This is a genomic window from Agrobacterium pusense (genome assembly GCF_013285525.1).
GTDB classification, from domain to species: Bacteria; Pseudomonadota; Alphaproteobacteria; order Rhizobiales; family Rhizobiaceae; genus Agrobacterium; species Agrobacterium pusense.
This window is the reverse complement of the sequence record NZ_CP053857.1, coordinates 93,433-118,633: the sequence shown is the minus strand read 5'-3', so window position 1 is coordinate 118,633 and position 25,201 is coordinate 93,433. Positions and strand designations below refer to the sequence as shown.

The window sequence follows — 25,201 nt, the reverse complement described above, 5'->3', positions numbered from 1 at the left end:
GCGCGGCAAAGACTATTCCGATTATGATTTCCAAACCGAAAGATTTTTCCCGGGATCGCGTTTGCGACGATGCAACCGTCACTGCCGACCGGTTGTCGCGGGCTGGTAATATGTCTGCAACTTCGGATCGTCGTGTGAAGGTCCGGCAGGCGGCCTGCCACCGGACCTCTTTTTCGGTGCCGTCCGCGTTCAGACCGCCAGAAGCGCCTCGTTGCCCGTGCGGTGGGTCTCAATGGCGCTTTCCGTTTCGATACGCTTGCCTGTAGCCGGATCGAAGAAGTGCAACTGTGCGGCCGGCAGGCCGAGATGGATGCGCTGGCCGGGCTTCACGGCCAGGTCCTCGCCTATGGCAGCGGAGAATGTTTCGCCGGCAATCTCCGCGTGTACGATGCGGCCCGATCCCAGTTCTTCGACGAAATCGACGATGGCCGGCACGCCCTCGCCATCCGCGCCGACGAGGCATTGCTCCGGGCGGATGCCGACCGTTACGTCGCGGCCGCGCAGTTCCAGTGCGGTTTCGGGAAAGAGTTTCACCGGCGTGCCGGCCAGCATGACGGCGTGGGATTCCACTTCAACCCGGGTGGTGAACAGGTTCATGGCCGGCGAACCGATGAAGGATGCAACAAAGGTGCTGGCGGGACGATGATAGATATCGAGGGGATGACCGACCTGTTCGACGATGCCCCTGTTCATCACGACCAGCCGGTCGGCCAGCGTCATGGCTTCCACCTGGTCGTGGGTGACGAAGACGGAGGTGGCGGACAGGCGCTGGTGCAGCTTGCGGATTTCGGCGCGCATGGTGACACGCAGCTTGGCGTCGAGATTGGAGAGCGGCTCATCGAACAGGAAGACCTGCGGCTCCCGAATGATTGCCCGGGCCATGGCCACACGCTGGCGCTGGCCGCCGGAAAGCGCAGCCGGCTTGCGTTCCAGATAATCGGAAAGGCCGACAATCTTCGCCGTTTCCTCGATCCGGCGCTGGCGCTCGGCCCTGGCGACGCCGGCAACTTTCAGCGCGTAGCCGATATTGCCGGCGACGGTCATGTGCGGATAGAGCGCGTAGTTCTGAAATACCATGGCGCATCCGCGCTCACGCGGCTCGAGCCTGTTGACCACGCGTCCGCCAATCGCGATCTCGCCGGAGGTGATGTCCTCCAGCCCGGCGATCATGCGCAGAAGGGTGGACTTGCCGCAGCCGGAGGGGCCGAGGATGACGACGAATTCGCCGGAGCCGAAAGTGAGATCCACGCCATGCAGCGTGGGGGTCTTGCCATAGGATTTGCGGAGCTGGCGGATATCGATCTGAGCCATGATGGGAACCTTGTTGTTAAAAGCCGCGCGCCGTCACTTTTCGGACGAAACGAGACCGCGGACGAACCAGCGTTGCAGGAAGGCGACAACGAGAAGCGGCGGTGTGATGATGATGAGGGAGCCGGCCAGTGTCACGTTCCAGTCCGGCGTGCCGTCTTCGGCGGGCAGAAGGGCGCGCAGCGACATCATCACCGTCTTGTAGGAAGGATCGGTGACCATCAATAACGGCCAGAGATACTGGTTCCAGGCATAAACGAACATGATGGTGGTGAGCGCCGCCATGTTGGTTCGGGAGAGCGGCAACAGCATTTCCACGAAGAAGCGGATTGGCCCCGATCCGTCCATGCGCGCCGCTTCAGCCAGTTCGTCGGGGATGGTCATGAAGAACTGGCGGTATAGAAAGGTGCCGGTGGCGGTCGCGACCAGCGGCAGGGTGAGGCCGACATAGGAATTCAGGAGGTTCCACTCCACTGAGACCTCAATTCCGAACCATCCGAGGATGGAGCGGAAAGGCTGGAAAATATCCGCGGCCACCGAATAGGTCGGGACCACGCGCACTTCCAGCGGCAGCATGAGAGTGATGAACACCGTCCAGAAGAAGAGGTGCTTCAGCGGCGAGCGGAAGAACACGATGGCAAAGGCGGTAAAAGCCGAAAGGGCCACCTTGCCGATCGTGACCAGCGTGGCCATGATCATGCTGTTGAGAAGGGCGTTGCCGAGATTGGCGCGTTGCCAGGCGGTCTGGGCATTGGTGAGGAATTCGCCCTGTGGCAGAAAGCTGAACGGGATGCTGTTGACCTGAACGACAGACTGGCTAGCGCCGGCGATCACGACGAGCAGGGGACCGATGAGCAGAAGAAAACCGGCAATCATCAGCCCGTAGGTCAGGGCGTCGGCATAGGGGGTGCGCTGGATCATCGTCGCCTCACTTGTAATGGACCTGCCGCTCGACGAAGCGGAACTGGATGAAGGTGAAAATCATGATGAGGCCGATGAGGACGAGGCTCTGTGCCGAGGCGCCGGAATAGTTCAGCCCCTCGAATGCTTCGCTGACAATGCGGTAGACCATCACTTCGGTGGCGCGGTTGGGACCGCCCTCGGTGGTGGAGGCGACGATGCCGAACGTATCCGCGCCGACGAAACCCTCCGTCATCATGATGACGGTCAGGAAGAACAGGGTCGGTGCCAACAGCGGCACCTGAATGTCGATGGCGCGGCGGACGGGCCCGGAGCCGTCCATGGCGGCTGCTTCCGTCAGCGCGCGCGGCACGGATTGCAGGCCGGCGAACAGGAAGATGAAGGTGTAACCCGCCCATTTCCAGATGAAGATGACGATGACGAGGATCAGCGCGTGCTCGCCATATTTCGCCGGGTTCCAGAAATCCGGCCACCAGGCGTTGAGCGAGGCGGCAAGCCCGCGTTCCGGCGAGAGGATGAAACGGAAAGCCATGCCCGCCGCAGGCCCGGCGATGGCGTAAGGAAGAATGTAGAGCACCCGGAAAAAGCCGGAGCCGGGAAGGGCGCGATCCACGCAAAGCGCAAGGACAAGGCCGATGAGAATGGTGAAGAACGGACCGGCGACGGCGAAGATCAGGCTGACGAGCACCGATTGCCAGTAAAGCGGATCGAAGAAGGTCTCCTTGAAATTGGCGAGCCCGACGAATTCCGCCGCACCGCCGAAGGGCGGTTCAAGTGTGAACGCCCAGTTGATGACCGCTGCCACGGGCCAATAAAAGAACAGAAAGATCAGCAGAAGCTGCGGCAGGGCGAACAGCACGGGCAACCACGTGCTCTTGAAGACGGCGCGCTTTTCCATTGAGTAACCGGCAAAAGTGGAGAACTGGACGGGCTTGCCCGGGAGATCCCGCGGGCAAGCCCCTGAAAAACGGCGAAGCTTAGTTCAGCTTGGCGCCGGCATAGGTCTTTTCGAAGCGGCGCAGGCCGGCATTGGAGCGCTCGACGGCCTTGTCGAGTTCCCCCTGAACGTCGGCATTCTGCATGAAGATGGCTTCGAGTGCCGTGGAGACTTCCTTCCGGATCTGCGTGAAGTTGCCGAGACGGATGCCGCGCGTATATTCGGAAGGCGGCGTGAAGGTCAGGCTCTCGATTGCCTTTTCACGGCCCTTATAGGGTGCCTTGTCGTAGAAGCCGTTGGCCTTCATGGCGTCGAAGCCGGTCTTGGTGACCGGGATGTAACCGGTGACCGTGGACCACCACTGAACCATCTCCGGCTGGGCGATGAAGTTGAGGAATGCTGCCGCGCCCTTGTATTCCGCTTCCGGACGGCCGGCCATGACCCACAGGGAAGCGCCACCGACGAGTGAGTTCTGCCGCTGCGTGCCCTTCCAGACCGGCAGCATGGCCACGTCCCACTTCACGCCCTCAGGCATGCCTTTGCCCACGGTGCCGTGCCCGGCAATCGAAGACATGAACATCTGGCAGGTCTGCGAGGTGAATGCGGGCAGGATGTCCATGCCGAGCTGCTTCGTCTTGACGACGAACAGCTTCTCGTCCTGCATCTTTTTGAAGAATTTCACATGGTCGACGAACTTGGTCTTGTTGATCGTCAGTTCCGCGTCGAGGCCCTGATAGCCGTTGCCTTTGGTGGCGATCGGCTGGTTATGGATGGCGGAGAACTGTTCCATCAGCATCCAGGTGTCGAAGTTGAAGGCGAGCGGGCATTCGAAGCCGGCGGCTTTCAGCTTCTTCGCGGCCTCTTCAACCTGTTCCCATGTATCGGGCTTGAAGGTGATGCCGGCTTTTTCGAACGCATCGACATTGTAATAGAAGACAGCGGTGGATGAATTGTAGGGGAAGGAGTTCAGCTCGCCCGCAGCCGTTGCATAATAATTGGCAATGCCGGGGAAATAATTGTCCCAGTCGATCTTGTAGCCATTGTCAGCCATCAGCTTTTTCGCGGGAACGAAAGCCTTGGACAGCATCATGTCCAGCGTGCCGGCGTCGTAAATCTGGGTGATCGCCGGCTGCTTCTTGGCGCGGTAGGCGGCGATGGTGTTCTGCAGCGTGGCATCGTAATCGTTCTGAGACGTGCAGACGATCTCGAATTCAGCCTGGGATTCGTTGAACTTCTTGCAGGTGTCCTGAACGCGTTCGCCAAGATCGCCGGAAAGGCCGTACCAGAATTCGAACTTGGTCTTTTCAGCGTGGGCAGCCGTGGCGCCGAAGGCGGCGGCAATGGCGACGCCGGCCACGAAAGAGGTCAGAGCGGAAGATTTCATGAGTTGAGCCCCGTTGATGGAATGATGGCCTGATCGGCAGGGACGTCATGTCCTGAGCACGAAGCCACGGGCTCTGCTAACAGTCGTATTTGACGGATAGCTTACATTTTGTTGAACGTTTTATGATGACTTGCGGCGCAGCATCGTCGGCGCGGCGAAATACGATCGCTGGAAGCGCAATGCGTGTATTTCTATTTAGACGTCAGTTATTTACGTGGAAAGCGGGCGTTCCGCTACCTGATGCTGAACCGTCTCTCTCCATCAACCCCGGCGTGTGGCTTCGATGGCGGCGACGTCGATTTTCTTCATATCCATCATCGCCGTGAAGGCTCGTCTGGCTTCTGCCCCGCCGGCAGCCATGGCATCCATCAGTACGCGCGGCGTGATCTGCCAGGAGATGCCCCATTTGTCCTTGCACCAGCCGCAGGCGCTTTCCTGGCCGCCATTGCCAACGATGGCGTTCCAGTAGCGGTCGGTTTCCTCCTGATCTTCAGTCGATATCTGGAATGAGAAAGCTTCGCTGTGCTTGAATTGCGGCCCACCATTGAGGCCGATGCAGGTTACGCCCGCGACAGTGAACTGCACCATGAGAACGTCCCCCTGCTTGCCGGAGGGATAGTCGCCCGGCGCGTGATACACTTTTATAACCTCGCTATCGGGAAACGTGTCGGCATAAAAACGGGCCGCTGCCTCTGCGTCCTTGTCGTACCAGATACAGATCATGTTCTTTTGCATGGGTATGGTCCTCCGAGGTTGACGGCTTCCCCCTTGCCGGCGGGTAACTCATGGGCAGATTGACGGCTCCCCATCCGGCATAAAATGCAGCCGCAGCGCAAACGTTCCGAAAACAATACGTGACCAGTGTCAAAGCCAGCGTCTCACCCTGCGGCGATAGGCAACATAGGCCGGGCCAAGTTCCTTTGTCAGCACGCGCTCTTCAATGTTGACCTGCAGCATCACCGCAATGATGAGGACGATGGCGACGGTGAGCTGCAGAACGGAGGTGAACACCAGAACCAATCCCGCAAACAGCACAATCTGCCCGACGAAGACCGGGTTTCTTGACATGCTGAAAGGCCCGGTATCCACGATGGTTCCGAGATGGCCTTCGGCCGCGCCGATGCGCCACGATTTGCCCATGTAATGCTGCGCGTAGAGCGCGAGCGCACTTCCCCCCAGCGCCATAAACACCCCAGCGAAGCGGATGGCTGCGCCGGTATAGTGTCGGTCCAGCAGCCAACCGGCCTGTTGCGGTTCCAGCCAGAGGGTGAAAAGCGGCAGAAGCGCGCCGAGAAGAAACGCGACACGGAAAAGCGTGGCGGGAACGGTTTGCCTTTCGCGACCCTTGGCAAAAAGCCAGACCGGTTCGCCCGTGCGCTTCGCCAGCCGGGCCGTCAACCATAAGAAACCACCGATATAGGTCCACACCGCAAGCACTGCCACAAGATCAATCATGTCTCCCCCAAATATATTGCCCAAGCCGGGAGCGGGCTCCCGACTCGGAACAAATGTAGCAATGGAGCTATTGCATCGCCCTGTCTTCGACTACGGGGCCAGGTGTGAAATTGCAAAAAACGAACCAATGAATGGAAATTTCGCTAGAGTACGCACGCGCATCGGACAAAAATAAAATTATCATTAAATATCAATTAATACTGAAATTATAATATGCGTGAATAATTTTGGATAGAAACGTCCTGTTTTATCGGAGAAGCGCGCTTGAGTGTTCTTGATCGTGGTGCCAATGCTTTCGCGGTTCTCGCCGCGCTTTCCAAATCCCAGGCCATCATAGAATTCGACCTTTCGGGAAAGATTCTTGCCGCCAATGAGAATTTCTGTCGGGCTCTGGGTTACGAACTTTCGGAAATCCTCGGCAGGCATCACAGCATGTTCGTCGAACCCGCCGTCGTGGCTTCGGCGGATTACAAGGGCTTCTGGGCAAAACTTGCTGCCGGTCAGTTCGATCAGCAACAGTATAAGCGCATCGGCAAGGGCGGCAGGGAGGTCTGGATCGAGGCTTCCTATAACCCCGTGTTTCGCCGCGGCAAGCCGGTGAAGGTGGTGAAGATCGCTACAGACATCACCGCACGCAAGCTGAAGGCGGCGGAAGACGCCGGCAAGATCGACGCCCTTTCCCGGGCGCAGGCCATCATCGAATTCTCGCCGAACGGCGAAATCCTGACTGCCAACGAGAATTTTCTGACGGCGCTGGGCTATTCTCTGGCGGAAGTGCAGGGCCGGCATCATTCCATGTTCTGCGAGTCGGCCTATACACACTCACCGGCCTACAGGCAGTTCTGGGAAAGGCTCGCCGGCGGCGATCTGGTGGCCGATGAATTCATGCGTCTTGGCAAGGGCGGCCGCAAGGTCTTCATCCAGGCTTCCTATAATCCGATCTTCGATCTGAATGGGAAAGTGTTCAAGGTCGTCAAATTCGCGACCGATGTGACCGGCCGTGTCGAGAATGTCGAAAAGCTGGCGCAATGCCTTACAGACCTTGCCGAAGGCGATCTTGCCCAGAGCATCGACACGCCTTTCATTCCCTCGCTTGAACGGCTGCGCACGGATTTCAACGCGGCTTCGGAAAAGCTCAAGCGGGCCATGACGCGGGTGTCTGAAAATGCCGGCGCCATTTCTTCCGGGTCGAATGAAATACGATCCGCGGCAGATGATCTTGCCAGACGGACGGAGCAGCAGGCGGCTTCGATAGAGGAGACCGCAGCCGCGCTCGAAGAGGTCACCACCGCAGTCAGTGACTCAAGCCGTCGGGCGGAAGAAGCCGGCAGGATCGTTGCCCGTGCCCGCGACCATGCCGAACATTCAGGCCAGGTGGTGCGCGATGCCATAGGCGCCATGGATCAGATTGAAAAATCATCGCGGGAAATCTCGAGCATCATCGGCGTGATCGACGAAATTGCTTTCCAGACCAACCTTCTGGCGCTCAATGCGGGCGTGGAAGCGGCCCGTGCAGGCGAGGCAGGCAAGGGCTTTGCCGTTGTCGCGCAGGAGGTGCGCGAGCTTGCGCAGCGCTCGGCGACGGCCGCAAAGGAAATCAAGAACCTGATCAACGCTTCGGGCAAGCAGGTGGAAAACGGCGTCGGCCTCGTCACCAGGGCGGGTTCGGCGCTGCAGGAAATCGCAGAGCAGGTCCGCGACATCAATACCAATGTGGCGGCGATCGTGGATGCGGCGCGCGAACAGTCCACGGCGCTTGCCGAAATCAATCAGGCGGTCAACAGCGTGGATCAGGCTACCCAGCAGAACGCCGCGATGGTGGAGGAGCAGACGGCCGCAAGCCACAGCCTCGCGCGGGAGGCTGCGGCCCTGTTCGAGCTCCTTGGCCAGTTCCGGTTCGAGGAGACTGCGCGTCATGCGGCCTCTACGCGCAGCGGATCCGGCCAGCGCGGTGCCGCCGCGCCGCGCCACCCGCTATCCCGCCCGTCGGGCGTGCGTGGCGCATCGAGCGCGGCTGTCGCGCGTGAGGAATGGCAGGACTTCTAGAAGCATCTCCGGTTCCCTTCCATCCCCTGCGGGCCTTGGCATGGGGCCATGAAACGTCTGAAACCGAAATCGATCCATGCAAGTGCGGGGTATAGGCATATCGTCGCGATTGTCGGATAATCGACGCAGCGCGCCTGAAGATTACGGGGACTTTCGTTTGGCAGGGATGACATCAACAGGCAGGGTCGTGCTCGTTCTCTGCTGGCTGGCGGCGTTTCTCGGGCCGGCGCAGGCCGAAACGCCGGCTGACGGCAAGGCGTCCTGCGCCCATGCCCACGATGTGGCGCCCGAATTGTGCATCAGTCCCCAGAGCTACAACAGGGACCTTTGCCACGCCATCGAGGTTCTCGCCGCGCGCCATGCCGTTCCGCCGGATTATTTCGCCAGGCTGATCTGGCGGGAGAGCCTGTTCCGGGCCGATGCGGTGAGCCCGAAGGGGGCGGAAGGCATTGCCCAGTTCATGCCGGGAACGGCAAGGCTGCGTGGTCTGGACAACAGTTTCAACATCATTGCTGCGCTGGAGGCGTCGTCACGCTATCTGTCGGAGCTGAAGCTGCGCTTCGGCAATTTCGGTCTGGCAGCCGCAGCCTATAATGCCGGCGAGGCGGGGCTGCGCGGTTTTATCGCGACAGGTCGCCTGCCGGTCGAAACACGCGATTATGTCTTTGCAATCACCGGGTACCCTGTGGAAAGCTGGAAAGACAATCCACCGGATGAGGCCGCGCCGGCGCTGGACGGCAGCCGGCCCTTCATCGACGCCTGCCTGCGGCTTGCCGATACACGCACGATCAACGATCCCGTCCTGATATCTTCGGCCGACTGGGCGCCATGGGGTGTGCAGCTTGCCGCCCATTACAATCCGACGGTGGCGAACCGGCTCTTTACCCGTGCCATAGGCCAATTGTCGGGGCCTCTCAATGCCGAGCGCGCACTGATCGTGCGGCAAAGGGGTGGCAATTTTGGGTCGCGCCCGCGTTACGCCGCGCGCATCGGCCGCGAGACCAGAGCCGAAGCCAATGCGCTTTGTGGTGAAATCCGCGGGGCGGGTGTTCCCTGCACCGTGTTCCGCAACCGCTAGCGGAGGCCGCGGCTGATCATGACAAGTTGATCGGCCCATACGCCGCTCCTCCTTTCAGTGCGAGATGATCGCTCCTAGATTTGCGGCCGGCGGCGACCGCAACCCGCGGGCCGGTGACGTGTGACGAGGGGATGAATTGCACATGAGATTGCTTGAAACCGGAGCGCTGGCAGCGATGCTGACCATGGCCGTGGCGTGCACCAGCACCGGGCAGACGGAAATCACCCGCACTGTGGCCGGTTTTAAAGGGCAGCCGCGGGAGGCGGCAATCGCTCGGCTTGGCCGTCCCAACAAGGTCATCATCGAAAAGGGCGCAACCGAATCCTACTGGCTGAAAGTGGATGTCGAGACCTATGCCGGGCTCAGCAACCGGCGCGAATACCGGACCGTCGACGGGCAGGCGCAGGTCTCGCAGACCGAGGGCATGAAAATCAAGCAACATCGCCGCGACTGCATCATCAAGATCACCGCGGACGCAGCTTCCATCATCACCACGAGCGAGATCATCGGCGATCCGGCAAGCTGCGAGACTGTCCTGGGGCGTCCGGCTCCCTGACCGCCGCGGTTGAGATCGCCGCAGATTTACAGATGACGGCGGTTTTTTCCGAAGCCCGAAACCGTGCGCGTCTTTCATTGACGGATTGGCGCCGCCTTTCTGTGGATGAGAGCGTCTGCTGTTGTTACCGTGAGCCTCTACGCATATGTTGGAGTACTGATTTTCGATTTCCGGGCAAGGCGGCAGGCACCTCATGACCTCCCAGTTGGACTTTTTCGCTTCCGCGGCCGCGCGGCTTCCCGAGACCGAACGGGGGCGAAAAATGCCGGGACGCGGAGCGGTGCAGAGGGTCGCGATGGATGACGAGGGGCTGGCGGGCTATCTCGAATCCACCGGCAATTACCGCGTTCTGCGCAAGCTCATGCCGCGTCAGGTCGTGGAACGGCCAAGGCCGGAATTTTCCCGCCGGGGCGTGATCCTCGACACCGAAACCACGGGTCTGAACCACCGGACGGACGAAATAATCGAGATCGGCGTCATCGCCTTCACGTTCGACGATCAGGGCGTCATTGGCGACGTCACCGGCATTTACGGCGGACTGCGGCAGCCCAACGTCGCCATACCGGCGGAGATCACCCGGCTGACGGGGATCACCGATGACATGGTTGCGGGGCAGGCGATCGACATGGAGCGGCTGACTTTTCTCGTCGGCGATGCCGATCTGATCATTGCCCACAATGCCGGCTTCGACCGTCCCTTCTGTGAAGCCTTCTCGTCCATATTCAACGAGAAGGCCTGGGCCTGCTCCGTTTCCGAAATCGACTGGCGGGTGCGTGGATTTGAGGGCAACAAGCTGGGTTATCTGATCGGTCAGTCCGGTTATTTCCATGATGGCCATCGCGCCGTTGATGATTGCTTCGCGCTGCTGGAGGTGCTCGAGCAGAACCGGCCGGGCCAGGAAGGCATGACGCCCTTCATGGAGCTTCACGCGGCTAGCCGTAGATCGCGCGTCCGGATCTACGCGGAGAACAGCCCCTTCGATATGAAGGATCACCTGAAAAAGCGGGGTTATCGCTGGTCGGACGGTTCGGACGGCCGGCCGAAATCCTGGTGGGCGGAGCTGCCGGAAGAGATGCTGGCGGAGGAGCTGCATTTTCTGCGCACCGAAATCTATCGCTGGGACGCCGACCCTACGGTCAAATATCTCACGGCTTTCGACCGGTTCAAGGCCGGGTAGGGTTAATCGCCTGCGGGCGCTTTGATCGAATGATGAAAATCTGTCCTGTTAACAGGCTGCTTCTTTCGTGTGCGCTGGACGGATTGCTCAAATTTTGAGCTCATGTCGTTTTCCCCGCGATTGAAAGTGGGGAATCCGTCTGGCACGGGCTTTGCTTTCTGTCTTGTATGCAAGATTTACATACCAGGCAGGATCGTCAGATAAACATTGAAGAGGCCATCGTATCCGGCATTTTGTCGGCGCGTATCCGGCCGGGCACACGGCTCAGCGAAAACCAGCTAGCCGGTCTTTTCTCCGTATCGCGCACACGGGTACGCGAGGCGATGATGCGGCTGGAAACCCGGGGAATCGTCCACGTGAGTGCGAGGCGGGGCTGGTTCGTGGTCGAGCCGTCTGCCGAGGAGGCGATGACCATCTATGAAGCGCGCCGGATCATCGAATCCGGGTTGCTGCGCAGTATGCGGACCCTTACCGAGGAAGGGCGCGGCGTTCTCCTGGCGCATCTCGAGGAAGAGAAAGTCGCCATAGCCACGGGCGACCGGCAGCGCCTGACCTGCCTCATGGGCGATTTTCACATCAGGATCGCCGAGCTTTGTGGCAATGCCGTCCTCGTTGAACTGCTGCGCGACCTGACGGCCCGCACGATCCTCATTTCCATGCTTTACCAGTCGGAATTCCATGCGCTGCAGTCGCATCAGGGACATTGCCGGATATTCGAGGCGATGGCAGCCGGCGATTTCGCGAGGGCGGCGGAGCTTTCAATCGAACATCTGGACGAGGTGGAAACCGGCCTCGATCTCACCCGGCGACCTGACCCGCTCGCCGGTCTTCGCCACTCGCTTGCCCTTCCGGAACATAACGGCGGCGATACCGACAAAAAAACCGAGCAACAGAACCAGTACAAGGAGAATGACCCATGATATTCAGACGGACCTTCATCGCTGCCGCCGCCATGGCTGCCGCCTTCGGATTTTCCGCGCCGGCAAAGGCGGACGCCCTTGCCGACATTGCCGCACGCGGCACGCTGCGCGTCGCCGTGCCGCAGGATTTTCCGCCCTTTGGCAGTGTCGGGGCCGACATGACCCCGCAGGGTTATGACATCGACGTCGCGAAGTTGATCGCCGACAAGCTGGGCGTGAAGGTGGAGCTGGTGCCGGTCACCAGCGCCAACCGCGTTCCCTATCTGCAGACCAACAAAGTCGATCTGGTGATCTCCAGCCTCGGCAAGAACGCCGAACGCGAGAAGGTCATCGATTTTTCGACCGCCTATGCTCCTTTTTTCAACGGCGTATTCGGTCCGCAGGACGTTTCCCTCTCCAAAGCCGAGGACCTGAAGGGCAAGACCATTGCCGTGACGCGCGGTTCGGTCGAAGACCTCGAGCTGACGAAGGTTGCGCCCGCTGACGCCACCATCAAGCGCTATGAGGACAATAACGGCACTATCTCTGCCTTCCTGTCCGGTCAGGCGGAGGTTGTCGCAACCGGCAATGTGGTCGCCGCCGCCATTCTGGCGAAGAACCCGCCGAAGCGGCCGGAAATGAAATTCCTGATCAAGAATTCGCCCTGCTACATCGGTCTCAACAAAAATGAGACGGCCCTGCTGGAAAAGGTCAATGCGACTATCGCCGCGGCCAAGGCGGACGGTTCGCTGAATGCCATCGCCACCAAATGGCTCGGGCAGGATCTGCCGGCCGATCTCTGATCGTCACATATCCCCGTCGTCCCGGTTGCCCGGGACGGCTTTCTCACCACCGGCGCAAGGGGACTTTTCTTGAGCTATCAATTTGATTTCCTGTGGCTCGGCGAATATTGGCCGCAGATCGCCAAGGGTATTGCCATCACCAGCCAGCTGACGCTGGTGGGTGGCGTCATCGGCGTGTCGCTCGGCACCGCCTGCGCCTGGGCCCGTGCACTTGGCCCCTCCTGGCTAAGGCCCATCGTCGGCGGTTACGTCGAACTTATCCGCAATACGCCTTTCCTCATCCAGCTGTTTTTTATCTTTTTCGGCCTGCCGTCGCTTGGTTTCAAGCTTTCGGAGCTGACCGCCGCCAATCTGGCGATGATCGTCAATCTCGGCGCCTATAGCTGCGAGATCATTCGCGCCGGCATCCAGGCAACACCGAAAGGTCAGTTCGAGGCGGGGGCAAGCCTTGCGATGACGCGCTTCGAAACCTTCCGCCACGTGGTGCTCCGGCCATCGCTGCAGCGCATCTGGCCAGCGCTCACGTCGCAGGTTGTCATCGTCATGCTCGGGTCGGCGGTTGTCTCGCAGATCGCGGTGGAGGACCTGACGTTTGCGGCCAACTTCATCCAGTCGCGCACCTTTCGCGCCTTCGAGGCCTATATTGTTTCGACGGTGATCTACCTGCTGCTCGCGATCCTGCTGCGGCAGGGCATGCTGGCGCTGGGCGGCTTCCTTTTTCCGCGGAGGCTGGCGCGATGATGGAATTCACCTTCTGGGATATTCTGCGCAACCTGTTGCTTGCCACGCGCTGGACGCTGCTGCTGTCGCTGGTTTCCTTCGCTGGCGGAGGCCTGGTCGGCCTCGCGCTTCTGTGGCTGCGCATCAGTCCGCGTCCGGCCTTGAGCCGTCTTGCCCGCATCTATATCGAACTCTTTCAGGGCACGCCGCTCCTGATGCAGCTTTTCATCGCCTTTTTCGGCCTCGGCCTCTTCGGAATCGATGTTCCAGCCTGGCTTGCCGCAGGCGTGGCGCTCATCCTGTGGACTGCTGCGTTTCTGGCGGAAATCTGGCGCGGCTGTGTAGAGTCGATCGCAAAGGGGCAATGGGAAGCCTCGGCAAGCCTTGCCATGGGCCGCCTGCAGCAGATGCGTTACGTCATCCTGCCCCAGGCGATGAAGGTCGCCATTCCACCGACAGTCGGTTTTTCCGTCCAGGTCATCAAGGGCACCGCGCTCACCTCCATTATCGGTTTCGTCGAACTGTCCAAGGCCGGCACGATCGTCACCAACGCGACCTTCCAGCCTTTCACGGTATACGGGCTGGTGGCGCTCATCTATTTCGCCCTCTGCTGGCCGCTGTCGAAATCCAGCCAGTTTCTCGAAAGGAAGCTCAATGTCGCTCATCGAAATCACTGAAGTCCACAAGAGCTTTGGCGACAACGAGGTGCTGAAGGGCATCAACCTGGATGTCGAGCCCGGAGAGGTGATCGCGATCATCGGGAAAAGCGGTTCGGGAAAATCGACGCTGCTGCGCTGTATCAACGGTCTTGAGACGATCAGCAGCGGCTCCATTCAGGTGGCGGGCGCCCAGCTGCTTGATGACGAGCTGCATCTGAAGGCCCTCAGATTAAAGGTGGGCATGATTTTCCAGCAGTTCAATCTCTTCCCGCATCTGACTGCCGGCGGCAATGTGATGCTGTCGCAGATGGTGGTGAAGAAGCTGGCGGCGCCCGAGGCGGAGGCGATGGCGCGCAGGATGCTGGAGCGTGTCGGTCTGGCGCACAAGTTCGACTCCTATCCGGACCAGCTCTCCGGCGGTCAGCAGCAGCGTGTAGCCATCGCCCGCGCGCTTGCCATGCAGCCCATCGCGCTTCTGTGTGATGAAATCACGTCCGCGCTTGACCCGGAACTGGTGTCGGAGGTGCTCGCTGTCGTGCGTGAGCTTGCCAGGGAGGGCATGACACTTTTGATGGTGACGCATGAAATGAAGTTCGCCCGTGACGTCTGCTCGCGCGTCGTCTTCATGCATCAGGGAAGGGTACACGAGATCGGCCCGCCGGAAGAAGTTTTCGCTAACCCCCGCACACCGGAACTCAGGCAGTTCCTCGGTGTGCTCTAACATTCCATGGCTGCGCACGCCCGCAGAACGGCGTGCGCAGTGGCCCGTGCGCCGCAGGCTTCGCGCTGCGACTTGCGCGTTCATGCGCCATGTGAACCAGCGGCGCGTAATCAATTAGTCGCCAAGATTGCATACAATTTTTCCATCGTATCGAAAACAATCGCTGTAAATTTGGGCACTCTTCCCTCCCGGTGTGTCTCCCCTTTTAAATTATCCTTTTGCATCAATGAGAAAGCCGATTGGCACGCCTCCTGCATGGATGGAAGTGTCGCAGGAGAGTGTTTATGAGCAAAGCCGCAGCAATTGACATCGCTTCCGTATCCAAGATTTACGGCAACACCACCGCCGTCCATGCGATAAGCCTGAAGATACCGGCCGGGAGCTACTGCTGCCTGCTCGGCCCGTCGGGCTGCGGCAAGACCTCGACGCTCCGGATGATCGCTGGTCACGAGAGCATTTCCAGCGGCGATGTCAGGCTTGGCAACACCGTCGTGACCGATTTGCCGCCCGCCCGGCGCGGCACGGCGATGATGTTCCAGTCCTATGCGCTGTTTCCGCATCTCGATCTCGTCGACAATGTCGCCTTCAGCCTCAAGATGAAGGGCGTGGACAGGGAGACCCGACGCACAAGGGCGCTGGACATGCTGCGCCTGATGCAGCTCGAGCCTTATGCCGGCCGCCGCCCGGCGCAGCTTTCCGGCGGGCAGCAGCAGCGCGTGGCGCTGGCGCGCGCGCTCATTACCGATCCCGAGGCGCTGTTGCTGGACGAGCCGCTTTCGGCGCTTGACCCTTTCCTCAAGATCCGCATGCGCGCCGAGCTGAAGAAGCTGCAGACCTCGCTCGGCATCACCTTCGTCCACGTCACCCACAGTCAGGAAGAGGCGATGGCACTGGCCGATATCATCGTCGTCATGAATGACGGCCGCATCGAGCAGGCCGCGACCCCGCGTGAGGTTTTCGAGCGACCGGCGACCGCTTTCGTCGCCCGTTTCATGGGCGACCACAATGTCATTTCCGGACGATTCAGGGAAAGGTCCGGCGAGCTGGTGACGCTTGAAGTCGCAGGCGGCGGCACATTTACCGCGACAGGCGCGGCGCCGGATGACGGGGCGGTCGATATCGCCGTTCGCACCGATCGGGTGCGTGTGGGTGAGACCGATCAACCCGGTCTCGGTTTCACGGGCATCGTCTCCATTGTCGAGTATCGCGGCGCCACCGTGAAGATCGCCGTAACCGGCGCCGGCATGGAGGATTTCAACGTCATCCTCAGCGACGCCGCCTTTTTCGAAAACCCGGTCAGGACCGGCGACGCCATACCGCTTTCATGGAATGCGGCCGATGCCATCGTGCTCGGCCGGGTAGAGAAGTGACCCCAAAAATAACCAGAGGAGAACTTTGAAATGACCGATACCACCAGCAGCAAGAAGGGCCTGTCCCGCCGTGGCCTCCTGAAAGCGGGCGCGGCTGCCACGGGTGCAGCAATCGGCTCCGGCCTCATCACCGGCTTCCCGACCATCTGGGCGCAGAACCCCATCACCATCCGCCAGTTCGGCACTGGCGTCTCCAACCTCAACGCCATTGCCGAAAAGTGCAAGGCGGACCTCGGCATCACGCTTGAGATGACCGCGACGGATTCCGACGCCGCTGCCCAGCGCGCCGTCACCCAGCCGAACTCCTACGATATCGCCGATATCGAATACTGGATCCTCAAGAAGGTCTATCCGGCAGGCGTCATCCAGCCGATGGAAATCAAGAAGCTCAAATATTACGACAAGATCGTGCCGCTGTTCAAAAACGGCAAGCTGAAGCCTGACAGCGTGGTCGCGCAGGGCACCGCGCCGCACACGGTCGGTTACGTCGAGAAGCCCGGCGACAAGACATTTGCCAAGGGTGAGACCGATTATTTCACCATGGTTCCGACCATCTACAATGCCGATACGCTCGGCATCCGCCCCGATCTCGTCGGCCGCGATATCACCAGCTGGGCCGATATCATGGACCCCAAGTTCAAGGGCAAGACCTCCATCCTCAACATCCCGTCCATCGGCATCATGGACGCGGCGATGATCATGGAAGCCATGGGCAACATCAAATATGCCGACAAGGGCAACATGACGAAGGCAGAAATCGACAAGACCATCGATTTCCTCATCAAGGCCAAGAAGGACGGCCAGTTCCGCGCCTTCTGGAAGAGCTTCGACGAAAGCGTCAACCTCATGGCCTCGGGCGAAGTCATCATCCAGTCCATGTGGTCGCCGGCCGTTGCCGCGGTCCGCTCGAAGGGCATCGCCTGCAAATACCAGCCGCTGAAGGAAGGCTATCGCTCCTGGGGCGGCGGTCTCGGTCTCGCCAAGCATCTGTCCGGTGCGAAGCTCGATGCAGCCTATGAATATATCAACTGGTACACCTCGGGCTGGGTCGGCGCCTACCTCAACCGTCAGGGTTATTACTCCGCCGCCATGGAAACCGCGAAGGAGCACATGACCGCCGACGAGTGGGGTTACTGGGTCGAGGGCAAGGCGGCTCAGGGCGATATCATCGCGCCAGACGGCAAGGTCATGGAAAAGGCCGGTGCCGTGCGCGATGGCGGTTCCTTCGAGGAGCGCATGGGCAAGGTGGCGTGCTGGAACTCGGTCATGGACGAAGACCGCTACATGGTCCGCCGCTGGAACGAATTCATCGCGGCGTGATGCTTTTAGGACGACCGGCGGCAAGTGCCGCCGGTCAATTGCGACAGGCACCCACCTCTCGACGTCGTCCTCGGGTCAAGCCGAGGATGACGTCGAGGGTGTGGCGGACCTTCCAACGTGCCCGCTGGCGGCAATGCCGCCGGCACTTCCGCAAATCCACAGAAAGGCTCCCTATGGTGACGGTCAGATTCATCGGCGTCAGCGACAAGAAGGACAGACCGCCTCGCAGCTTCGCGCTGCCGCAAAAGCTCGTCTCCTATGTGCAGGCTGCCCCGCTTTTGCTGATCCTCGGCTTTTTCCTGGCTCTGCCGATCCTGATGATCGCCGTCGTCAGCTTCTGGGATTACGATTTCGCCCAGATGTATCCTGATTTCGTGACCTTCAATTACAGCGAGACACTGGGATCGTGGGTTACCTGGCAGACCTATCTAAATACGCTGAAATATGCAGCGATGGTCTGGGCCATCACGCTGTTCTGCGGTTTCTGGGTGGCTTATTTCCTCGCCTTTCACATCCGCACCACCACCATGCAGATGGTGCTGTTCCTTGTCTGCACCGTGCCCTTCCTGACGTCCAACATCATCCGCATGATTTCGTGGATACCCGTTCTGGGGCGAAACGGTCTCGTCAACAGCGCGCTGGTCGGCACCGGCATCATCCCCGAGCCGATCGAGTGGCTGCTCTATTCCGATTTCGCCGTGGTGCTGGCCATGGTGCATCTTTATACGCTGTTCATGGTCACGCCGATCTTCAACACGCTGATGCGCATCGACAAATCCTTGATCGAGGCGGCGCGCGACGCTGGCGCGACCGGCTGGCAGACGCTCACCAATGTCATCATCCCGCTCGCAAAACCCGGCATGGCGATCGGCAGCATCTTCGTTATCACGCTGGTCATGGCCGATTTTTCCACGGTTCAGGTCATGTCCGGCGGCCAGAGCGCCTCGGTGGCGCTGATGATGAAGAACCAGATGTCGCTGCTGCAATATCCGGCCGCCGCCGCCAATGCCGTCATCCTGCTCGTCCTCGTTCTCCTGATGGTCGCGGGCATCCTGCGCATCGTCGATATCCGCAAGGAGCTTTGATTATGCACCGGGAAAAACGCGGCCGCGAATTCTATATCCTCGCTTTCTTTTTTGCCCTCTTCGTGCTGTTCCTTTACGGCCCGTTGTCGGCCATCCTCATCCTCGCCTTCCAGGGGCCGAACGGAGGCCTGACGTTCCCGCTGAACGGCGTCTCGCTGCACTGGTTCGGCAATCTCTTCGAACAGCAGGCAGTCGGCGATTTCGGCGGATCGTTCCGCCGTTCCTTCGCTCTCGGCCTGATGGTCATGGTCGTAACCGTGCTTGTCTCTTTGCTGGCAGGCCTTGCCTTCCGTCGCAAATTCATCGGCGCGACGCCGCTGTTTTATCTCTCGGTCGCCAGCCTGGTGGTGCCTTCCATCATCATATCCCTTGGCATCGGTGTTTTGTTTCAGCAGCTTGGGCTTGAACCTTCATGGTATACATCAGCTTTTGGCGCACATCTGACCTGGACGTTGCCCTTCGGCGTTCTCATCATGCTTGCCGTCTTCAATCGCTTTTCGCCGTCCTATGAGGAAGCGGCGCGCGATCTCGGTGCGTCCTCATGGCAGACCTTCGCCCATGTGGTGCTGCCGATGATCGCGCCGAGCCTGATCGGTGTCGGCCTCTTCGGGTTCACGCTTTCCTACGACGAGTTCGCCCGCACGCTGATGACGTCTGGCACCTACAACACGTTGCCGCTGGAAATCTACGGCATGACCACCAATGTCACGACCCCTGTGCTTTATGCGCTCGGCGCCGTTACCACCCTGTTTTCCTTCCTGGTGATTGCGGCCACGCTCGGCCTGATCGTCACGCTCAATCGACGCCATTCGCGCGGATGAAGAAACCCAAGATGCGCATTCTCGTCATCAATCCCAATACCACGCAGTCCATGACCGCGACCATCGCCGACGCCGCGACACGGGTGGCGGGCCGCGATACGGAAATCCTCGCCGTCACCTCTTCCATGGGGCCAGTCTCCATCGAAGGTTATTACGACGAGGTATTCGCGGTGCCTGGCCTTCTGCTGGAGCTTGCCAAGGCTCCGGCGCTGCGCGTCGACGCGGCGATCATCGCCTGTTTCGATGATACCGGGCTTGATGCGGCCCGGGCTCTTGCAGATATTCCCGTCATCGGCATCTGTGAGGCGGCGGTTTCCGCCACGGCCTTCATCGCGCAGAAATTCACCATCGTCACGACGATGGAACGGTCCCGGCTGCCGCTCGAACATCTCGTCCAGCGCTATGGCATGTCTTCCCGCTGCAATGTCCGCGCCGCCGACATTCCGGTGCTGTCGCTGGAAGAGGCGGGTTCGAATGCACGCGAAAGGCTGCGGGAGGAAATCTCCCTGGCGCTGAGGCAGGATCGTGCCGAGGCGATCGTGCTCGGCTGCGCCGGCATGGCCGACCTGACGGCGGAACTCCGCGCCGAATTCGGCGTCCCTGTCATTGACGGCGTCGCAGCAGCCGTCAAACAGGCGGAAGCACTGGTATCCATGGGGCTCTCCACCGCCAAGCGCGGCGCTTATGCCACGCCGGTCGCCAAGCCCTATCGCGGATTGCTGGACATGTTTCAGCCGGGCAGGAGCGGCGGGATGCCGGAGGGCGGCTGAGACATTTCCCGGTCCGGTTCACACGGTGCTGATTTCGCAAGCCCCTTCATATCCCTGTCGTAATAGTGTCTGATACCCTCGGCGTTTCAGTGCGGACGATATGTATGCGCAGCCGTCATACGCTTAGGGAGCTATCGTTGAATTCCTCGACACCCACGATTTCGAAAGACACCGCGCGTCACAAAATCGGAACGCCCGGCGAAGTTTTCGCGGCCTTTCTGAAGCTCGGGGTCACGTCCTTTGGCGGCCCCATCGCTCATCTCGGCTATTTTCGCGATGAGCTGGTCGTCCGGCGCAAATGGGTCGATGAAGCTGGTTATGCGGACCTTGTGGCGCTCTGCCAGTTTCTGCCTGGTCCCGCTTCCAGCCAGGTGGGCTTTGCGCTCGGGCTGCTGAGGGCAGGGCCGCTCGGGGCGCTGGCCGCCTGGACGGCGTTTACGCTGCCATCTGCCATTCTTCTCGTCGCTTTCGCACTGGTCGCCGCATCCATCGAAGGCCCCGTCGGCACCGGTCTGCTGCATGGACTGAAGATCGTCGCTGTTGCCGTGGTCGCCCACGCGGTATGGGGAATGGCAAAAAGCCTCGCACCGGATCGTGAGCGCGCGACCATCGCGATGGCCGCCATCGTCTGTGTCGTATTCATCGCCGGCGCTTTCGGGCAAATCCTGGCGCTTTGCGCCGGAGCGCTCTCCGGGCTGGTCTTCTGCCGCGCCGCCTCGGCGGGGTCGACCAGCCATCTTGCCTTCCGCGTGTCGAAACGCGTGGGATATGTTTCGCTTGCCGCTTTCGCCCTTCTTCTCGTTCTGCTGCCGGTTTTTGCGGCGGGCGCGGCCTGGCAGGGGCTCTCCTTGTTTGATGCCTTCTATCGGGCCGGCGCGCTGGTCTTCGGCGGCGGCCACGTGGTGTTGCCTCTTCTGCAGTCCGAAGTCGTCGCCTCGGGCTGGGTCACCAGGGATGCCTTCATTACCGGCTATGGCGCAACGCAGGCCGTGCCCGGTCCGCTCTTCACTTTTGCTGCTTATCTCGGCGCGGTGGCGGGCCCTCAGCCGAACGGCGTGGCGGGCGCAGCCATCGCTCTCGTCGCCATCTTCCTGCCCGGCATGTTGCTTCTCGTCGGCGCACTTCCTTTCTGGGAGGGTTTTCGCCGGCATCCTCTGGCGCAGGCCGCCATGCGCGGCGCCAATGCCGCGGTGGTCGGCATATTGGGCGCGGCGCTTTATGATCCGGTCTGGACCAGCGCCGTCTTCACCCCAAGGGATTTTGCACTGGCGCTTGCGGGTTTCATCCTGCTGACGGTCTGGAAAGCGTCGCCATGGATCGTCGTTCTTTTCTGCGCGGCCGGCGGCGTGGCGCTTGCCCTCGTGTAAAGGCTTCAGGCGGTGCCGATGCTGTCGAACAGCCAGTCGGAGAAGACCTGCATGGCTGGGGTCGGCGGTTTAGATTGCAGCCGGGTCAACCAATAACTTCCGAGCGATATGGTGACGGGAAAAGGTTGGACGACCGCTCCGGAAGCCAGGTGCCGTGAAAACATCGACGGCGGCGCCAGCGCGACACCGAGCCCTTGCAGGGCGGCCTCCATCATCCCGAGCGACGTGTCGAAGACAATGCCGGCATTGACCTGTGCGGCCGGCGTAACGCCTGCCGCCGCAAACCAGCTGCTCCATTCATCGGCGCGGTAACTGCGCAACAACGTCGCTTCCATCAGGTCGGCCGGCGCTTTCAGCGTTTCCGCCAGTTTCGGCGTGCACAGCGGCGAAAGCGGCGCGTCGAAGAGTCGAAACGCATCCGTGCCGTGCCACGAGCCCTGACCGAAACGGATGGCGAAATCGAGCCCCTCTGCCGCCATATCCACCCGGTTGTTGTTGGTGGAAACCCTGACGTCAATAAAGGGGTAGCGCTTTTGAAACGCCTGCAGGCGCGGCAGCAGCCAGCCGACCGCGAAGGTGCCGACAACGCCGAGAAACAGCAGTTCGCGCACCTGCCCGGCCTCGATGCGGTCAAGCGTCGTTGCCATCTGGTCGAAGGAACTGGTCACCGTCGGCAGCAGGGCTTCGCCTTCCGCAGTTATCTTCAGGCCGCGCGGAAGACGCTGAAAAAGCGCGACGCCCAGCCGCTTTTCCAGTCCCTTGACCTGCTGGCTCACGGCCGCCTGCGTCACGCATAGTTCGATCGCCGCGCGGGTAAAGCTCAGATGCCGCGCGGAAGCTTCGAACGCGCGCAAACCGTTCAGAGGAAGAAATTGACGGACCATTCGAGACCTAGATTTTCTTGTGTCTCCTCCGAGATATCATGATTTGTTCGTGCAATGTAGGGCGGCTAAACGTCTTTCGCGCTGGCTGGGGAAACGCCTGATATCCACCTGAGGTTTTGGAGACGAGACAGATGAATTTTCACCGCGGACATATCGTATGGACGGCCATGCTTTCGGCGATCCTCCTCACGCCGGCTCTGGCCGCCGACGAGGCGAGGCTGAAGGCGATAACGGATGCGGCGATCAAGCCCATCATGGAAAAGAACGGCATACCCGGGCTTGCGGTCGGCATCAGCGTCGATGGAGAGAGTTACATCTTCACTTACGGCGTGATGTCAAAAAGCACCGGCCAGCCGGTGACGGCTGAAACGCTGTTCGAACTCGGCTCCATCAGCAAGACATTCACGGCTACCCTTGCGACCTACGCCGAGGCGAACGGGCATTTGTCGCTGTCCGGCAGGGTCAAGGATTATCTTCCGGGAATGAAGGGCACCGCTTTCGGTGACGTTACATTGACGCATCTGGGCACCCACACCGCAGGCGGCTTTCCGCTACAGGTGCCTGACAATGTCAAAACGGAAACGCAGCTGCTTGCTTATCTCAAGAGCTGGAAGCCTTCTTACGGCGCCGGAACGCACAGGACCTACGCCAATCCCAGCATCGGCATGCTGGGCTACATCACGGCAAAGGCGATGGGGCAGGGCTACGACGCCGCCATGCAGGACACGCTCTTTCCCGCGCTGGGGCTGAAGGACACGTTCACGGTCGTTCCCAAGGCGAAGTTGGCCAATTATGCACAGGGCTACACGCGAAACGACGAGCCGGCCCGCCTGACGCCGGGCATTCTATCTTCGGAAGCCTATGGCGTCAGATCGACGGCGACAGACATGATCCGCTTCGTCAACGCGAATCTGGGGCTTGAAAAACTGGACGGCAAGATCCGGCAGGCGATCGCAAGCACCCATACCGGTTATTTCGCGGTCGGCGCCATGACGCAGGATCTCGTCTGGGAGCAATATGCCCGGCCCGTCGCCTTGAAGACGCTTGTCCAGTCCAATTCCGGCGCGCTTCTCAAAAACGTTCCGGTGCAGGAAATCGCACCGCCCCTGAAGCCCGGACAGGATGTCTTCATCAACAAGACGGGTTCCACCAATGGTTTTGGTGCCTATGTCGCCTTCATCCCTCAACGGAAACTCGGCATCGTCATACTGGCCAACAAAAACTATCCCAATGAGGATCGTGTCACGGCGGCCGTTGAGATTTTGACGGCTGTCGACAAGGCGGACTGATATCCGCCCGATGCTTCCTTGCGTGCCGGCGCGGGGTGCACTCCCGCCGGCGCCAAACGCATTTCGATCCCGCCGCCCGGATGACAGCGAGAACCAATCGCGCTACCGGAGAAAAGATACGCCGGCCACCGATTCGATCTCGGCCGACCGCGCTTATCATCAAAAGGCAACTCTTTTTGCGCGGCTGCGATCTGCGACGGAAAAGCCGTCAGTCTCGCGCCGGGCGGTTCGTGGGGGACGACGATGAGCGACACGGGTGGTTATTTTCCTCGCTGGCGATTGAAAACCGAAGGGCGCATCATGCCGGATGAGCGGTTGCCCGCCGGGCAGACCGCGGTGCTCGGTTTGCAGCATGTCGTGGCCATGTTCGGCTCCACGGTTCTCGCGCCGCTGATCATGGGCTTCGATCCGAATGTATCGATCCTGTTTTCCGGTATTTCCACGCTGATCTTCTTCATCGCCGTTGGCGGTCGCGTGCCGAGCTATCTTGGTTCGTCCTTCGCCTTCATCGGCCCCGTTCTGGTGGCGACCGGGGCGGCGGCGGGCGCGGCAAGCCCGAATATCGCGCTTGCGCTTGGCGGCATCATCGCCGCGGGCGTGCTTTATGCACTGATTGGCGTGATCGTCATGATTGCCGGTCATAACTGGATCGAGCGGCTGATGCCGCCGGTCCTGACGGGGGCCATCGTCGCCGCCATCGGCCTCGTGCTTGCGCCGATCGCGATAGCCAGCGCCTCGGGCTCCGGCCCTGGCAATCCCGATGGCGACCAGCTGTCGCGATGGATTGCCATTCTGACGGTCACCTCGGTCGGTGCGATTGCCGTCTATGCGCCCGGAATGGCGCGGCGTTTGCCGATCCTCATCGGCGGCGCGATCGCCTATCTCGCCTATCTCGTGGTGGCGAACGGTCTCGGCCTCGGCAAACCGGTTGATTTTTCAGGCGTCGCGGCCGCGGCCTGGTTCGGATTGCCAACCTTCACAACGCCGGTCTTTTCCGCATCGGCAATCGCATTGATCGCTCCGGTCGTCGTCATCCTCGTGGCGGAAAATCTCGGGCACATCAAGGCTATCGGCGCGATGACCGGCAGGAACCTCGATCCCTATCTCGGCCGGGCCTTTATCGGCGACGGCATCGCGACCATCTTCTCCGGCGCCTTTGGCGGAACCGGCATGACCACCTATGCCGAGAACATGGGCGTCATGGCGATAACCCGCATCTTCTCGACGCTCGTTTTCATTGTCGCGGCTTTGGTGGCTATCCTCCTCGGCTTTTCGCCGAAATTCGGCGCGCTGATACAGACGATACCCGGGCCTGTCATCGGCGGCCTGTCCGTCGTCGTCTTCGGCCTCATTGCGGCAACCGCCGGGCGCATTTGGGTGGAAAACAAGGTCGACTTTTCCGAACCACGCAACCTCATCACGGTGGGTATCGCCCTTGTTCTGGGGGCAGGAAATTTCAAGCTGAATGTGGGCGGATTCACGCTCGATGGCATCGGCACGGCGACAATCGGCGCCATCGCCTTTTATCATCTGCTCGGCCTCGGCAAGCCGGCGCAGGGACGATAAGGCGGGGAGTGCCGGCGCTGCCTGGCGGCGAAGATGTGGGATGGGCGAAATATCGCGCATCCCCG

General features: G+C 60.6%; 24 protein-coding genes. 17 read left to right on the top strand and 7 right to left on the bottom strand.

All coding sequences use genetic code 11. The annotated features are described in order from the left end of the window. Nucleotides 1-189: 189 nt before the first annotated feature. The 6 genes from HQN82_RS14165 to HQN82_RS14140 form a co-directional block, all read right to left on the bottom strand. The gene (locus HQN82_RS14165) at nt 190-1,311 is read right to left on the bottom strand and encodes a sn-glycerol-3-phosphate import ATP-binding protein UgpC (RefSeq protein WP_112636328.1); all 1,122 of its coding nucleotides are present in this window, start codon (nt 1,309-1,311) and stop codon (nt 190-192) included. 33 nt (nt 1,312-1,344) lie between these two features. Further along, nucleotides 1,345-2,229 (bottom strand): ABC transporter permease subunit, encoded by an 885-nt coding sequence (locus HQN82_RS14160; RefSeq protein ID WP_004444907.1) that lies wholly within the window; start codon nt 2,227-2,229, stop codon nt 1,345-1,347. A gap of 7 nt (nt 2,230-2,236) precedes the next feature. Then, on the bottom strand, nt 2,237-3,127 hold the full coding sequence (locus HQN82_RS14155) for a carbohydrate ABC transporter permease (protein WP_004444905.1): 891 nt from the start codon (nt 3,125-3,127) through the stop codon (nt 2,237-2,239). A gap of 79 nt (nt 3,128-3,206) precedes the next feature. After that, on the bottom strand, nt 3,207-4,550 hold the full coding sequence (locus HQN82_RS14150; protein WP_035210296.1) for an extracellular solute-binding protein: 1,344 nt from the start codon (nt 4,548-4,550) through the stop codon (nt 3,207-3,209). 261 nt (nt 4,551-4,811) lie between these two features. After that, nucleotides 4,812-5,285 carry a VOC family protein gene (locus HQN82_RS14145; protein ID WP_173615096.1) on the bottom strand — a complete coding sequence of 158 codons (474 nt, stop codon included), beginning with the start codon at nt 5,283-5,285 and terminating at the stop codon, nt 4,812-4,814. 129 nt (nt 5,286-5,414) lie between these two features. Continuing rightward, complete coding sequence (locus tag HQN82_RS14140) at nt 5,415-6,005, bottom strand: methyltransferase family protein (RefSeq protein ID WP_113344016.1); 591 nt, start codon at nt 6,003-6,005, stop codon at nt 5,415-5,417. Between the two features lie 264 nt (nt 6,006-6,269). On the opposite strand from HQN82_RS14140, the gene HQN82_RS14135 reads away from it, so the two are divergent. The 15 genes from HQN82_RS14135 to chrA all read left to right on the top strand — a co-directional run bounded on the left by HQN82_RS14135 (nt 6,270) and on the right by chrA (nt 21,397). After that, nucleotides 6,270-8,051 (top strand): methyl-accepting chemotaxis protein, encoded by a 1,782-nt coding sequence (locus HQN82_RS14135; protein ID WP_173615095.1) that lies wholly within the window; start codon nt 6,270-6,272, stop codon nt 8,049-8,051. Between the two features lie 166 nt (nt 8,052-8,217). Further along, a complete protein-coding gene (locus HQN82_RS14130) occupies nt 8,218-9,129 on the top strand; it encodes a lytic transglycosylase domain-containing protein (protein WP_112554192.1) in 912 nt (303 codons plus the stop codon). A gap of 142 nt (nt 9,130-9,271) precedes the next feature. Continuing rightward, complete coding sequence (locus HQN82_RS14125) at nt 9,272-9,685, top strand: hypothetical protein (protein ID WP_034496568.1); 414 nt, start codon at nt 9,272-9,274, stop codon at nt 9,683-9,685. A gap of 193 nt (nt 9,686-9,878) precedes the next feature. Then, nucleotides 9,879-10,862: a 3'-5' exonuclease gene (locus HQN82_RS14120; RefSeq protein WP_173615094.1), complete on the top strand. Its 984-nt coding sequence runs from the start codon at nt 9,879-9,881 to the stop codon at nt 10,860-10,862. Between the two features lie 167 nt (nt 10,863-11,029). Beyond that, nucleotides 11,030-11,782 carry a GntR family transcriptional regulator gene (locus tag HQN82_RS14115; RefSeq protein WP_173615093.1) on the top strand — a complete coding sequence of 251 codons (753 nt, stop codon included), beginning with the start codon at nt 11,030-11,032 and terminating at the stop codon, nt 11,780-11,782. Further along, on the top strand, nt 11,779-12,564 hold the full coding sequence (locus HQN82_RS14110) for a transporter substrate-binding domain-containing protein (RefSeq protein WP_173615092.1): 786 nt from the start codon (nt 11,779-11,781) through the stop codon (nt 12,562-12,564). Before HQN82_RS14115 ends, HQN82_RS14110 begins: the two co-directional genes overlap by 4 nt. Before the next feature lie 69 nt (nt 12,565-12,633). Next, complete coding sequence (locus HQN82_RS14105) at nt 12,634-13,305, top strand: amino acid ABC transporter permease (RefSeq protein WP_034496560.1); 672 nt, start codon at nt 12,634-12,636, stop codon at nt 13,303-13,305. Beyond that, nucleotides 13,302-13,961 carry an amino acid ABC transporter permease gene (locus HQN82_RS14100; RefSeq protein WP_173615091.1) on the top strand — a complete coding sequence of 220 codons (660 nt, stop codon included), beginning with the start codon at nt 13,302-13,304 and terminating at the stop codon, nt 13,959-13,961. The genes HQN82_RS14105 and HQN82_RS14100 overlap by 4 nt, the downstream gene beginning before the upstream one ends. Beyond that, nucleotides 13,939-14,664 (top strand): amino acid ABC transporter ATP-binding protein, encoded by a 726-nt coding sequence (locus HQN82_RS14095; protein WP_022562608.1) that lies wholly within the window; start codon nt 13,939-13,941, stop codon nt 14,662-14,664. Before HQN82_RS14100 ends, HQN82_RS14095 begins: the two co-directional genes overlap by 23 nt. Before the next feature lie 284 nt (nt 14,665-14,948). After that, nucleotides 14,949-16,034: an ABC transporter ATP-binding protein gene (locus HQN82_RS14090; protein WP_173615090.1), complete on the top strand. Its 1,086-nt coding sequence runs from the start codon at nt 14,949-14,951 to the stop codon at nt 16,032-16,034. A 30-nt stretch (nt 16,035-16,064) separates the two neighbouring features. Continuing rightward, on the top strand, nt 16,065-17,354 hold the full coding sequence (locus tag HQN82_RS14085; RefSeq protein ID WP_004444880.1) for an ABC transporter substrate-binding protein: 1,290 nt from the start codon (nt 16,065-16,067) through the stop codon (nt 17,352-17,354). A gap of 173 nt (nt 17,355-17,527) precedes the next feature. Beyond that, on the top strand, nt 17,528-18,439 hold the full coding sequence (locus tag HQN82_RS14080) for an ABC transporter permease (protein WP_173615089.1): 912 nt from the start codon (nt 17,528-17,530) through the stop codon (nt 18,437-18,439). Nucleotides 18,440-18,441: 2 nt separating this feature from the next. Beyond that, nucleotides 18,442-19,260 carry an ABC transporter permease gene (locus tag HQN82_RS14075; protein ID WP_022562606.1) on the top strand — a complete coding sequence of 273 codons (819 nt, stop codon included), beginning with the start codon at nt 18,442-18,444 and terminating at the stop codon, nt 19,258-19,260. 11 nt (nt 19,261-19,271) lie between these two features. Next, nucleotides 19,272-20,030 (top strand): aspartate/glutamate racemase family protein, encoded by a 759-nt coding sequence (locus HQN82_RS14070; RefSeq protein WP_048902868.1) that lies wholly within the window; start codon nt 19,272-19,274, stop codon nt 20,028-20,030. Nucleotides 20,031-20,167: 137 nt separating this feature from the next. After that, nucleotides 20,168-21,397: a chromate efflux transporter gene (chrA, locus tag HQN82_RS14065; RefSeq protein ID WP_173615088.1), complete on the top strand. Its 1,230-nt coding sequence runs from the start codon at nt 20,168-20,170 to the stop codon at nt 21,395-21,397. Between the two features lie 5 nt (nt 21,398-21,402). On the opposite strand, the gene HQN82_RS14060 is transcribed toward chrA, so the two are convergent. After that, nucleotides 21,403-22,281, bottom strand: a complete 879-nt coding sequence (locus HQN82_RS14060; RefSeq protein ID WP_173615087.1) for a LysR family transcriptional regulator — start codon at nt 22,279-22,281, stop codon at nt 21,403-21,405. A 131-nt stretch (nt 22,282-22,412) separates the two neighbouring features. Here HQN82_RS14060 and ampC point away from each other — a divergent pair, with 131 nt between their 5' ends. Both ampC and HQN82_RS14050 read left to right on the top strand, forming a co-directional pair. Continuing rightward, entirely contained in the window at nt 22,413-23,570 is a 1,158-nt protein-coding gene (gene ampC, locus HQN82_RS14055; protein ID WP_173615086.1) for a class C beta-lactamase, read from the top strand. A gap of 243 nt (nt 23,571-23,813) precedes the next feature. Next, the gene (locus HQN82_RS14050) at nt 23,814-25,136 is read left to right on the top strand and encodes a solute carrier family 23 protein (RefSeq protein ID WP_072492933.1); all 1,323 of its coding nucleotides are present in this window, start codon (nt 23,814-23,816) and stop codon (nt 25,134-25,136) included. Nucleotides 25,137-25,201 lie beyond the last annotated feature (65 nt).